Raw genomic sequence first — 12145 nt, forward strand, 5'->3', positions numbered from 1 at the left:
CTCGCCGCCCCTCCCCTTCACTCCGCCCGATGCGGCGCCACGATGCCGAAACGGTGCATCTGCCGATGGACGGTCGAGCGGTCGACCCCCACCGCGCGTGCCGTCGCCGATATGTTCCAATGGTGCCGCCGCAGCGTTTCGCGCAGCCGGGCGGCCGGGTCCTCGTCCGTCGCCACCGTCCGCGCCTCTTCCTCGGGCCAGGCCCGGAACAGGCCGCTGTGCTGCACCGGCTCTGGGATATCGCCGAGGTCGATCAACCCGCCGTCGCTGACCGCGCAGGCATAGTCCAGCGCATTCACCAGTTCCCGCACATTGCCCGGCCAGCCATGGCCGCGCAGGGCCGCGAGCGCCGACGGGGTGAGACGGTAGCCGACGTCGTCACGTTCCGCCCGCTCGGCCAGCAGCCGTTCGATCAGCCAATCCAGGTCGCCGCGCTGGCGCAGGGGCGGCACGGTGAACACTGCGCCATTGAGACGAAAGTACAAGTCGTCACGGAATTGTCCGGCTTTGACCAGTTCCACCAGATCGCGGTGGGTGGCGCCGATGACGCGGACATCCACCGACACCGCCTTGGTCCGGCCGATCGGCGTCACCTCGCGCTCGGCCAGCACGCGCAGCAGCCGGGTCTGCGACGACAGCGGCATGTCGCCGATCTCGTCCAGGAACAGGGTGCCGCCGTCGGCCTCCAGGATCAGCCCCTTCTTGCCGCGCGCCGTCGCCCCGGTGAAGGAGCCGGGCTCGTAGCCGAACAGCTCGCTTTCGATCAGGTTCTCCGGCAATGCCGCGCAATTGACGGCGACGAAGGGCTTGTTGCGGCGGATACTGGCCTTGTGCAGGGCCTTGGCGAGATGCTCCTTGCCGGTGCCGGTCTCGCCGTGGATCAGCAGGCTCATGCGGGTGTTGACCAGCTTGGCCGCCCGCGTCAGCACCGCCTTCAGCGCCGGATCGCCGCCGGACACCACACGCAGCGGCTCCGGTAACGGATCGCCGCCATGGTCCGGCGCATGGCTGCGCGGCAGCGACACGGCGGGCGGCGGCATCGCCTGGGCGAACAGCGGCAGTCCGGTGCGGCGCAGGCGCAGCGTGCGCTGCTCGGTCGGCAGCGAGCGGACGAAATGGACCAGATCGTCCACCTCGCAATCGAACAGTTCGGCGAAGGAGCGGCCGAGCGGTGACGCTCCGTCCTCCGCGAGCAGATCATGGGCCTTGTGGTTGAAGCCGACCACCCGCCCGCCGGCGTCCAGCGCCAGGACGAAGTCGGGGTCGACCTCCGCGAACTCCTGCGATGCCGACAGCTTCAGCACCCAGTCGCGTCGGAAGTTGTTGTAGAGGTTGGCTGTTTCGATCTTGTGGACATAGGCACGCACCATCTGCAACGCCAGATACTGGCTGATTTTCGGTTCCGGCGAGTGCAGGGCGGAGATGTCCAGCACGGCGGCCAGTTCGCCGCCGCTGTCGAAGACGGGTGCCGCGGTGCAGGTCAGCGGGATGTGGGTGGAGTCGAAATGGTCGGTCTGGTGCACGGTCAACGCCTGGGCAGTGGCGATGCAGGTGCCGACCGCGCAGGTGCCGGCATGCCCCTCGTTCCAGTCCGACCCCAGATACAGCCCGGCCCGGCGAAGATGGTTGTCGAAGGTCGGGTCACCGATGAAGTCCACCGTGACGCCGTTGCTGTCGGTCAGCAGCAGGACATAGCCCATGCCGGCGACCTGCCGGTACAGCGCCTCCAGCCCGAAGCGGGCCATGCGCAGGAACTCGTCCATCGCGTCGCGATGCTCGCGCAGCCGCTCCTGCGTCAGGATGTGCGCCTCGCGCCCGACGGTGGGGTCGAGCTTGTGGTCGGCGACACAGCGGCGCCACGAGTTTTCGATGATCGGATCGCGGGCGGATGGCCCCCCTGCGGCGATACGGCCGGTGGAGACACGGACGAGTTCATCGATGTGGGCCGCGCGCGCGCTGTCCATGGTCGTGCCTCCCGCACTCATCGTTCGCTTGTTCCACGAACATATTGGGGCGGACAATATCAACCGGCCGGCCCGATAGGCAACATGTGCAAAAGCATCAGATCGTTCCACCGGCTGGACGCCACCCATTACCCCGGCATACCAGCGTATGACCTCTGCTTTTGGTTATCCTGCCATGGCATGACGTTAAGGACATTTGCACAAGTAAGGTCGCATGCTCCATAAACGGGCAGGGATCGCCGGGAGCTTTCGATTTGCGGATTCTGATCGTCGACGATTCACCGCGCCACTTGACCATGATGGTGTACGAGCTGAACAAGCTCGGCTACGCCACCAGCGTGGTCAACAATGGCGCCGCCGCCATCGAGGCGGTGGCGAACGAGCGGTTCGATGTGGTGATGGCGGATATCCGTCTGGCCGACATGACCGGGCTGGAACTGTGCTGGCACCTGCGCACGGCCCAGGGGCTTCGCCACCTCTACCTGATCCTGATGATCCCCGGCAGCATGACTGACCAGTTCCACGAACTGGTGGAGGCCGGCGCCGACGAGTTTCTGCGAAAACCTCTGGATTGGAAATGGACGGCGGCGCGCCTGCTGGCGGCCTCGCGCGTCGTGGCGATGCAGCGCGACCTGGAGCGGCTGGCGACCACCGATGCCCTGACCGGCGCCATGAACCGCCGCCGCTTTCTGGAGAGGGGGGCTGAAGAGTTTACCCGCTCGCGACGATACGAGCGCCCGCTGTCGGTGGTGATGCTGGACATCGACCATTTCAAGCGGGTCAATGACAGCTATGGCCACGCCACCGGTGACGAGGCGATCCGCAGCACGGTTCGTGCCTGCAAGGAAAGCTTGCGCGCCTGCGACCTGATCGGCCGGCTGGGTGGCGAGGAGTTCGCCGTGGTGATGCCGGAAACCCCGCCCGTGAACGCTTTCGCCGCTGCCCAGCGCCTGCGCCAGGCAATCGCCGCCCAACCGGTGAAGCGGGAGGACGGCGGAGAGCTGTTCCTGACCGTCAGCCTGGGGCTGAGCTGGCTGACCGGCAGCGACACCGGTATCGAGCCCTTGCTGGCCCGTGCCGACGCCGCCCTCTATCGCGCAAAGAACGCCGGTCGCAACCGTGTGGAGGTCGAGCCGCAGATCGCACTGCCGAAGTCGATGACGGGGTAGGGGGAGCCACCGGTTCCCCACAGTCGCCGTTCCGCAGTCCACGCTGCATCAAGCTGAGAGTGCGCAAAGAAAAACCCCCTGACGTCCTTCCGGAAATCAGGGGGTTTTCTATGATGGTAGCAGCGGAGGGATTTGAACCCCCGACCAAGGGATTATGATTCCCCTGCTCTACCACTGAGCTACGCTGCCATCGTGTTCGCCGTTGTTGGCGTTTCCGCCGCCGTGGCTACCATCGTGTCCCGTCGTTGCCGCCGGGAGCCGCTATATAGGATAGGGCGACTTGGCCTGTCAACGCGGAATTTTCGGGGGGTACGATTTTTTTTGGCCGACCGGCGGAAAGTCGCATAACCCTCTGATTCAGGCCGCCGTTTCCCCTGCCCCCACAAGCTTGGCCGCGTCCTCGCCCACGCCGCCGGCGGTGGCGGAAATCCAGCCGCCACCCAGCACGCGGTCTCCCTGATAGACGACACAGGCCTGGCCCGGAGCGATGCCGTGCTGGGGCTCCAGCAGCTCGACGCGCGCGGTGCCGTCCGGGCCGGCGCGCCACAGGGCAGGGGCGGCCGGCTGGGTGGAGCGGAGCTTCACCGACACCTCGATCCCGGCGCCATCGGCCATATCGGGGCCCAGCCAGTTCACGTCGCGCACCGTCACCAGCGAGCGGGCGAGGTCACGGCGGGGGCCGACAACGACGCGGCGGCGGGCAGGCTCCAGGCGGACGACGTAGAGCGCCTCCTCCTCCTGGCCACGGATACCGCCGATGCCCAGCCCCTTGCGCTGGCCGACCGTGTAGTGGACGACGCCCTTGTGGCGGCCCAGAACGCGGCCATCGACATGGACGATGTCGCCGGGCTCGACGGAGCCGGGGCGCAGCTTCGCCACCACTTCGGCATAGTTGCCGTTGGGAACGAAGCAGATGTCCTGGCTGTCGGGCTTGGCCGCCACCTCCAGCCCGTGGCGCTCGGCCAGAGCGCGGGTCTCCGGCTTGGTCAGGCCGCCGAGGGGGAAGCGCAGGAACTCCAGCTGTTCGCGCGTGGTGGCGAACAGGAAATAGCTCTGGTCCTTGGCGGGATCGACCGCGCGGTGCAGCTCGGCGCCCTGCGGGCCGGCGATGCGGCGGACATAATGACCGGTGGCCAGCGCTTCGGCACCCAGGTCGCGGGCGGTGTTCAGCAGGTCGCGGAACTTGACGCGCTGGTTGCAGCGCACGCAGGGGATCGGCGTTTCGCCGCGCAGATAGCTGTCGGCGAAATCGTCCATCACGTCCTGGCTGAAGCGGCCTTCGTAATCCAGGACGTAATGCGGGATGCCGATGCGGTCGGCAACCTGACGGGCGTCGTAGATGTCCTGGCCGGCACAGCAGGCGCCCGGTTTCTGCAAGGCGAGGCCGTGGTCGTAGAGCTGCAGCGTGATGCCGACGACGTCATAGCCCTCCTCCCGCAGCACGACCGCGGTGACGGAGGAATCCACTCCACCGGACATCGCGACGACGACGCGGGTGTCCTGGGGGCGCTTGGGAAGACCGAGGGAGTTCATGGCGCCCTATATAAGGCGGGCAGGCGCCCGGAAAAGGCAGGAATGCGCAGCAGGGTAACAACACAAGCGACCGCCGGGTGCCGCAGCGTGCGGCGCCGCCCCGGCGGCCGGAACAGGGTTCCCCCGAACGCTTACTTCATCGCGTTGTTGCTGCCGCCCGGCAGGCGGACGACAAGGCCGTCCAGCTCTTCGGTCATGATGATCTGGCAGCCCAGGCGCGAGGTCTTGGTCAGGCCGAAGGCGAGGTCCAGCATGTCCTCCTCATCCTCCTGCGCGTCCGGCAGGACGTCGAACCACTCCGGCTCGATCACGACATGGCAGGTGGAGCAGGCCAGCGAGCCCTCGCAGGCGCCTTCCAGATCCAGGCTGTTCTTGTGCGCGATCTCCAGCACGGACAGGCCGAGCGGGGCGTCCACCTCGCGGCGGGTGCCGTCGGTCTCGATGAAGGTCATCTTGGGCATGGGGTCCTCGTTCTTTTACGGTTGCCTAGCGATTTATAGGGCGATTGTAAGAAAAATGTGAATCACGGCCGTGGGGGCGTCCGCGCGGCACGGCGGTCACGCACCTCGGCGGCAAGCGCCTCCAGCCGCTCCAGCCTGGCCAGGATGCGGGCGGCACCGTCGGCTGCCGGCGGGCTGTCGGGTGTCGACGCCGTCTGCGCCTTTCGGAAGGCGGGGGCGAGATATTTGATGCAGGCCTCGACCCGCTGGTTGAGGTCCAGCCCGATGCGGTCCAGTTCCAGCACGTCGCCGGCACGAGCCAGCCGGGCCGCGAGGTCGGCGATTTCCTCGTCGCCGTCCTCTTCGCCATCGGCCGGTGTGCCGCCGATCAGCTCCAGCAGCGCATGGGCACGGCGGATGGGATCGCGCAGCACCTCATAGGCGTCGCGCAGCGCCTCGACCTGGGCCTTGGCGTTGGCCTGCTGGCGCGGGCCACGGGCGGCGAAGCGTTCCGGGTCCATGGCGCGGGTGAAGCCGGCATGCTGCTTCGACAACTGCTCCAGCTCTATGTCGAAGCGGCGTTCCAGGCCCAGCCGGGTGAAGGGGTCGAGCGGCCGCGGCGGCTGAACCGCGCCGCAGGCATGGCAAAACAGGGCGCGTGGCGCCACCGAGCGGCCACAGGTGCCGCAGGGCTCCAGATCGCCGGCGATGGCGCCGGAAATGCCGCCGCTGCTGTTGCCGGGCGGACCGGATTTGGGCGGGCCGGATTTGGAGCTGGTCATGCGCGCAGTCCGTCAAAACGCCGAAAGGCTCGGCCGATGGGATGGTTTACCCGACATGAGGCCCCTGTTGTCACGAAGGCCGCCTTCCGCGGGGTCATACCGATAAGCCGCATCCGGCGCAATGCGCGAATGCGGGCTTTCCGGACCGGAGACAGATGGTCGCGCAGCCATGGCGGGTGGCGGGATCAGCCATCCGCGGGCGCGCTTCGCCGCGCCATCGCGGTCCAGGCGGTCAGGAAGCGGTCGACCGCCTCGTCGTCGCTGGTCCAGCCCAGGCTGACCCGGATGGCGCTGGCGGCGGCCCGCTCGTCCTCGCCCATCGCCGCCAGCACATGGGATGGCTTCACCTTGCCGCTGGAGCAGGCCGATCCGGCGCTGACCGCCACGCCGGCGAGGTCCAGCGTCATCACCTGGGTTTCGCCGGGCAGGCCGGCCAGCATCAGGCAGCTGGTGTTGGCGACCCGCGCCGCACCGGCGCCCATCGCCCGGGCGTGCGGGACGGCGACCAGCGCCTCCCGCTCCAGCCGGTCGCGCAGGGATGCGAGGTCGGCGGCCTCCGCCGGCCCGTCCAGCGCCAGCCGGGCCGCGGCGCCGAAGCCGACAATGCCCAGCAGGTTCTCGGTGCCGGCCCGCTTGCGCCGTTCCTGCCCGCCGCCGCGGATCAGCGCGTCGGGTTCGAGCCCCTCCGTCAGGATCAGGGCGCCGACGCCGGTCGGTCCGCCCAGCTTGTGGGCCGACAGCGTCATCAGATCGACGCCGAGAGCGCGCAGGGACAGTGGCATCCGTCCGGCTGCCTGCACCGCGTCGCAATGGACCAGCGCTCCATGGGCGTGGGCGATCCGGGCGGCGTCGGCCACCGGCTGGATCACCCCGGTCTCGTTGTTGACCAGCATCAGGGAGATCAGCGCCGGATGGTCCGCCGCGGCCAGCCAGCGTTCCAGATCCTCCAGGTCGGCGACGCCATCGCGGTCCACGCCGAAGCGCTCCGCCTCGGGCTCGGCGGCCAGCACCGACTCATGTTCGATGGCGGAGGTCAGCGTGCGGCGGCCGGGGAAGCCGCGGAGCGCGAAGTTGTTCGCCTCCGTCCCGCTGCCGGTGAACAGCACCTGGGCCGGCTTCACGCCCACCAGCGCCGCCACGGCGGCACGCGCCTCCTCCACCGCCCGGCGGGCGTTGCGGCCGAAGGCGTGGACGGAGGACGGATTGCCGACCAGATCCATCGCCTGACCCATCGCCGCCTTGACCTCCGGCTTCAGCGGAGCGGTGGCGTTGTGGTCGAGATAGACGCCGGTCCGCCGGAACGGGGCGACATACGGGGCAACGGGCGGTGAAGTCACTTTTCAGGCACGCTCAACGTGGAAGGCCAATCTCGCTCCGCCGGATCACTCGGCAGCGGCGACGGCGGCGCTGTCGGCGGCCGGGGCCGGGCGCAGCAGGTTCAGGCCGCTGGTGCCGATGATCCGCCGTTCCACCACATCGGCGACAGTGACCGAGCTGAGATACATATGGATCTGGTTGCCCAGTTCTTCCCACAAATCGTGGGTCAGGCAGCGCGAGCGGTTGGTGCGGCAGCCCTGCGGCGTGCCGTTGGCGCAGCGGGTGGTGCGGATCGGCTCGTCCACTGCCAGGATGATGTCGGACACCCGGGTCGCATCGGCCGGGTGGGCAAGCAGATAGCCGCCGCCGGGGCCGCGCACGCTCTTGACCAGACCGCCCTTGCGCAGCTTGGCGAACAGTTGCTCCAGATAGGACAGGGAAATCTCCTGCCGCTCCGCGATGTCGGCCAGCGCGACCGGGCTGCCCTGGCTGGTGGCGGCCAGATCGACCATCGCCATCACGGCATAGCGTCCCTTGGTGCTGAGTCTCATCGCGATTCTCCTTGCGCTTCGTGCATCCCATTTGCGAGGGACGCCACCGTCTCTGGCGGTGTGGGTGTTGAACGGGGGAGGGCAGCGGGCGGACGATCCGCCTCCAACTCGCCGACACGGGCCTGCAACGCCGTCATCTGGTCGAGCAGGCCTGTCAGCGCGCGGGCCACCGGGTCGGGGATGTCGCCGCAGGGTGTGCCGTAGGGCATGAATTTGCGGGTTTCGGCGCGGTCGCGCGCCACCACCGGCTTGGCCGGGATGCCGACCACCGCGGTGTCGGCCGGAACGTCGGCCACCACCACCGCATTGGCGCCGATGCGCGCCCCGCGGCCGATGGTGATGGCGCCCAGGATCTTGGCGCCGGCGCCGACGATGACGCCGTCGCCCAGCGTCGGATGGCGCTTGCCGGGATTGAGCGAGGTGCCGCCCAGCGTCACCCCATGATAGAGCATGACGTCGTCGCCGATCTCCGCCGTCTCGCCGATCACGACACCCATGCCGTGGTCGATGAAGAAGCGGCGGCCGATGGTGGCGCCGGGATGGATTTCGATGCCGGTCAGCGACCGGGTGATCTGCGAGATCAGGCGGGCGGTGGTGTGCAATCCGGCGTCGCGGGCGCGCCGGGCGATGCGGTGGAGAACGATCGCGTGCAAGCCGGGGTAGCAGAGCGCGACCTCGAGCCGGGACCGCGCGGCGGGATCGCGCGCCATGATCCCATCGATCTCTTCGCGAAGATGCTTGAACACGCCATCACCCGCCGTGGTATAGTCCGCCGCTCTCATCGGCCGCCCGTGCCCGGTTTCGGCCTGTCGGACCCTTGCGGTTCAGGACCTTCCGGTCCGGAACCTCGACGGCTCCGACCGGTAGGGACCCGGACTTATCGATGGGTCCGGCTAGCGCTGGAGCCGATCGGGCGGGTCAGGCGGGTTGTCCCGGAGGACGTTACGACGCATATATGATGACCAAGCAAAACGGTCAAGAATTGTGTGCGGAAAACCCCACTCCAAGACGGGAAAATCCGTGACGGGCCGGACGGCCCGTGCGCCGGGGCGGTTTGCCGGATGAAAGTCCGGCCGGTCGTCGCGGCGGTTCCAACAACCCTTTGTCCGCGTCAGGAACGTCGTTCCCATGCCTGAAGTGCTCTTCAACGGTCCCGCCGGTCGCCTGGAAGGCCGTTACACCCACGGCAAGCAGCCGAACGCCCCGGTCGCGCTGCTGTTGCACCCGCACCCGCAGCACAATGGGACGATGAACAACAAGGTGGTTTTCACCCTGTTCCAATCGTTTACCAAGCGCGGCTATTCGGCGCTCCGCTTCAACTTCCGCGGCGTCGGGCGCAGCCAGGGCACCTACGACAAGGGGGAGGGCGAGCTGGCCGATGCGGCGGCGGCGCTAGATTGGTTGCAGACCTACAACCCCAACGCTCCGCTCTGCTGGATCGGCGGCGTGTCGTTCGGCGCCTGGATCGGCATGCAGCTGCTGATGCGCCGCCCGGAGATCGACGGTTTCGTGTCGGTCTCGCCGCCGGCCAACCTGTTCGACTTCTCGTTCCTGGCGCCGTGCCCGTCCTCGGGCCTGATCATCCATGGCGACAAGGACGAGGTGGTGCCCCAGGCCGCGGTGACCAAGCTGGTGACCAAGCTGTCGCACCAGAAGGACATCCGGATCGACCACCGCGTCGTTCCCGGCGCCAGCCACTTCTTCGTCAACCGCACCGACGATCTGGCGACCCAGGTGGACGATTATCTGGACAAGGCGCTGGGCAATCCCATCGCGGCGGTGGCCGAGTAAGCAGGGTCAAGCAACGGAGAGCGGGGGAGGGGGGCCGCGGCCCTCGGACCTCCCCACCTCCTCATTGTTCGCAGCCCAGAACCCACACGTCGTAGATCGGGTTCTCCATCGCCGACAGGGCGGGGCTGGAGGCGAACATCCAGCCGCTGAAGACCTGTTCCGCCTGCTCGCCGGGCTTGATCTCCGTTACTTCCAGGAAGGCGGCGGATTCCGGCGTCTCGATCGGCGGATTTTCGCGGCAGGCGCGCAGGGTGATGCGCAGGCTGCTCATCGCCTTGGTCTCCCCGACCTTCATGGTGAAGGTGGAGGTGCGGGCGGTCACCTTGTCCAGCCATTGCAGCTTGGCCGCCGGCCGCTCGATCATCTGGCTCGGCACCGGAGCGGCCTGAACGGCCACGGATGCCAGCAGCGCCGCGGCACTCAGCAGGCGGGCGACCGGCCGAACAAGGTTGGGCCGGAGATAACTAGAAAGTCTCGTCACGTCGGATCGCTTCCGTAATTGCGGACGGCACCCAATGGCAAGACCCAGCCTGTCAGCGGGAAAACTCTGCCGGGGCGCTCCGCCTTCTATCCCGGAAGCGGGGTCACCGTCTAGTGGCGGGGTCCAGTGGCGACGCTGCCGGGGTGCGTTGTGCGGAAATTGCGGGTCAGCGCGTGACGGTGCTGCGCGACGCCGGCGCACTGTAGGTGGCACCGGACCCGCTCTGCGTGGCGTTGCGGTCCTCGATCTTCTGGGTCGCCGCACCGGCGCCGGCCCCCGCAGCCGCTCCGACCACGGCACCCACCGGTCCGCCGACCACGGCACCGGCTGCGGCACCGCCAAGTCCGCCGGTGGCCGACTTCTCTTCCATGTCGGCGCCGCAGGCGGCGGTCGCCAGAGCCAGGCCGAGAGCGGCCAAATGGAACAGACGCATCGCGTTCCTCCTGCTTCGTGATCCGGTTGTAAGGTCCATCCGGACTGGAGAAGGAACGCTTGAGCGCGGCCGTCGGTTCCGGCTACGCCCTGGGTTGGACATCACAGCTCGTTGGAAATCACAGCTTCGGCGGCTGGGCCGGAGCCTGTCCGGGGGCCTGGCCCTGCTGGCCGCTGGCCTGATCGCCCGACTTGCTCATGCTTTGCAGCGAGAAGATGACCTGACCCAGCAGCTGTTCCAGGCCCGGCGTGCTCTGGGTGAACTCGATCTTGCCGTTCGGCTTGATGGCGTCGGGATCGCCGCCCGGCTCCAGCGACAGGAACTTGCCGCCCAGCAGGCTTTCCGAGGCGATGACCGCCGCGGTGTCCTTCGGCAGCTTCACCGAATTGTCGACCGACAGGTGAACCACTGCCTGATAGGTGCTGGGATCGAGCGTCAGCCCGGTGACCGTGCCGACCTTCACGCCGCTGATCCGCACGTCGGCGCCGCTCTGCAGGCCGGTGATGCTGTTGAAGTTGGCGGTGATGTCATAGCCCTGCACCTTGCGCAGGTCCGCACTTTTGTAGGCGAAGGCAAGGAACACGGCGGCCACGGCGAGCACGACGCCGCCAAGCACGGTTTCAATCACATTCCGGCGCATAGAGCTATCCTGCTGCGAATTCCCGAATCGAAACCCGGCCCGCATGGGGCCGGGCTTTCCGCTCCGCTTTCCGTTCCGACCCGATGGTCGGTGCCGGTGTGGATCAGCTCGGAGTCCAGGGCTCGTAATCGCCGGTGGCCGGCACACGCTGCCCGCCGGCCAGCACATGGCCGGGCGGACGGTAGGCCTGGACCGAGCCCGACATGTTGGGCAGATGTTCCTTCTGCCACGGCTTGTGATAGGCGCTCGACCCCTCGGGCAGCGGCTCCTTGGTGGTGTGGTGCAGCCACCCGTGCCATTCCGGCGGGATCTTGGAGGCGTCGGGCTCACCGGCATACAGGACCCAGCGGCGCTCGCGCGTGCCGGGCTTGGTGTCCTTGTTGCGGTAATAGACGTTGCCGAAGCGGTCGCTGCCGACCTTGGCGCCCCGACGCCACGTGACGTAACGGATGTGAATGTTCGCCAGTTTGGTGAACAGGGAGATCGGCTCGCTCATCGTCGCTCACGAATTCCGGAGTCTGGCCCCGCGGAAACGGGGCTGGTCGAATGCGGGCCGCACTATGACACCGCAAGGCACGCGCGTCCACCGTTGGTGAGGCCCAAGCTGCCCACAGGGTGGAAAGAGGGGAGCTATTGCAGGCGGGTCGCGGCGATCTTGGCCGTATCGACCGGGGTGGCGGTGCAGCCGCCCAGCGTCGGGCCGACCGGAAGCTCGCCGAAGGCCGCCAGCGCGCCCTCCGCCTTCAGCCGGCCGACGAATCCGGGTTCCACCCCGCGGGCGACCCAGGCGAATCCGAGCCAGGTGGACCGCACCGGCTCGCCCCCGGCCCGCACCATCGCCGCCATCGCCTCGGCATCGCTGGTGCCGGGCGAGAAGACCGCCAGCATCATGCCGTCGGTCGTGTCGGGCAGCGCGGCGCGTTGCAGCGACAGCCCCATCAGCCCGGCCCAGACCAGCAGGATGCCGCCCAGCAGCGCCGCGGCAAGGCCGTGGCCAATGGGTAATGCTGCTGAGGAGGGGGCGGGGCTGTCGCTCATGGGTGT

General features: G+C 68.1%; 14 protein-coding genes and 1 tRNA gene. 2 read left to right on the forward strand and 13 right to left on the reverse strand.

What is annotated here, in order from left to right; genetic code table 11:
• Positions 1–17: 17 nt before the first annotated feature.
• The gene (locus tag ABNQ40_RS21010; RefSeq protein ID WP_391348767.1) at positions 18–1964 is read right to left on the reverse strand and encodes a sigma-54-dependent Fis family transcriptional regulator; all 1947 of its coding nucleotides are present in this window, start codon (positions 1962–1964) and stop codon (positions 18–20) included.
• A gap of 254 nt (positions 1965–2218) precedes the next feature.
• Between ABNQ40_RS21010 and ABNQ40_RS21015 the strand changes: the two genes are divergently transcribed.
• Positions 2219–3133, forward strand: coding sequence for a diguanylate cyclase (locus ABNQ40_RS21015; protein ID WP_109052135.1), 915 nt, complete (start codon positions 2219–2221; stop codon positions 3131–3133).
• A gap of 114 nt (positions 3134–3247) precedes the next feature.
• Here the strand turns inward: ABNQ40_RS21015 and ABNQ40_RS21020 are convergent.
• From ABNQ40_RS21020 to epsC, 7 genes are all read right to left on the reverse strand, one after another.
• A tRNA-Met gene (locus ABNQ40_RS21020) sits at positions 3248–3322 on the reverse strand.
• 168 nt (positions 3323–3490) lie between these two features.
• A complete protein-coding gene (gene mnmA, locus ABNQ40_RS21025) occupies positions 3491–4666 on the reverse strand; it encodes a tRNA 2-thiouridine(34) synthase MnmA (protein WP_391348768.1) in 1176 nt (391 codons plus the stop codon).
• A gap of 131 nt (positions 4667–4797) precedes the next feature.
• Entirely contained in the window at positions 4798–5127 is a 330-nt protein-coding gene (locus ABNQ40_RS21030) for a ferredoxin family 2Fe-2S iron-sulfur cluster binding protein (RefSeq protein WP_109086201.1), read from the reverse strand.
• Positions 5128–5189: 62 nt separating this feature from the next.
• Entirely contained in the window at positions 5190–5888 is a 699-nt protein-coding gene (locus ABNQ40_RS21035) for a molecular chaperone DnaJ (RefSeq protein ID WP_391348771.1), read from the reverse strand.
• Positions 5889–6073: 185 nt separating this feature from the next.
• A complete protein-coding gene (locus ABNQ40_RS21040; protein WP_391348774.1) occupies positions 6074–7225 on the reverse strand; it encodes a cysteine desulfurase family protein in 1152 nt (383 codons plus the stop codon).
• A gap of 45 nt (positions 7226–7270) precedes the next feature.
• Positions 7271–7756, reverse strand: coding sequence for an Rrf2 family transcriptional regulator (locus tag ABNQ40_RS21045; RefSeq protein ID WP_014248224.1), 486 nt, complete (start codon positions 7754–7756; stop codon positions 7271–7273).
• Entirely contained in the window at positions 7753–8538 is a 786-nt protein-coding gene (gene epsC, locus ABNQ40_RS21050; RefSeq protein ID WP_391348777.1) for a serine O-acetyltransferase EpsC, read from the reverse strand. The genes ABNQ40_RS21045 and epsC overlap by 4 nt, the downstream gene beginning before the upstream one ends.
• A gap of 346 nt (positions 8539–8884) precedes the next feature.
• Between epsC and ABNQ40_RS21055 the strand changes: the two genes are divergently transcribed.
• Positions 8885–9547 carry an alpha/beta hydrolase gene (locus tag ABNQ40_RS21055; protein WP_085089866.1) on the forward strand — a complete coding sequence of 221 codons (663 nt, stop codon included), beginning with the start codon at positions 8885–8887 and terminating at the stop codon, positions 9545–9547.
• Positions 9548–9608: 61 nt separating this feature from the next.
• Here ABNQ40_RS21055 and ABNQ40_RS21060 read toward each other — a convergent pair whose 3' ends face one another.
• The 5 genes from ABNQ40_RS21060 to ABNQ40_RS21080 form a co-directional block, all read right to left on the reverse strand.
• Positions 9609–10028, reverse strand: a complete 420-nt coding sequence (locus ABNQ40_RS21060) for a DUF2155 domain-containing protein (RefSeq protein WP_391348780.1) — start codon at positions 10026–10028, stop codon at positions 9609–9611.
• A gap of 166 nt (positions 10029–10194) precedes the next feature.
• On the reverse strand, positions 10195–10461 hold the full coding sequence (locus tag ABNQ40_RS21065; RefSeq protein WP_109052141.1) for a hypothetical protein: 267 nt from the start codon (positions 10459–10461) through the stop codon (positions 10195–10197).
• 118 nt (positions 10462–10579) lie between these two features.
• Positions 10580–11101 carry an outer membrane lipid asymmetry maintenance protein MlaD gene (mlaD, locus tag ABNQ40_RS21070; RefSeq protein ID WP_391348783.1) on the reverse strand — a complete coding sequence of 174 codons (522 nt, stop codon included), beginning with the start codon at positions 11099–11101 and terminating at the stop codon, positions 10580–10582.
• A 103-nt stretch (positions 11102–11204) separates the two neighbouring features.
• Positions 11205–11597 (reverse strand): NADH:ubiquinone oxidoreductase subunit NDUFA12, encoded by a 393-nt coding sequence (locus tag ABNQ40_RS21075; RefSeq protein ID WP_098739448.1) that lies wholly within the window; start codon positions 11595–11597, stop codon positions 11205–11207.
• 134 nt (positions 11598–11731) lie between these two features.
• Positions 11732–12139, reverse strand: coding sequence for a hypothetical protein (locus tag ABNQ40_RS21080; protein WP_109052143.1), 408 nt, complete (start codon positions 12137–12139; stop codon positions 11732–11734).
• Positions 12140–12145: the final 6 nt, after the last annotated feature.

Source organism: Azospirillum sp. A23, assembly GCF_042938965.1.
In the GTDB taxonomy this organism is placed as follows: domain Bacteria; phylum Pseudomonadota; class Alphaproteobacteria; order Azospirillales; family Azospirillaceae; genus Azospirillum; species Azospirillum melinis.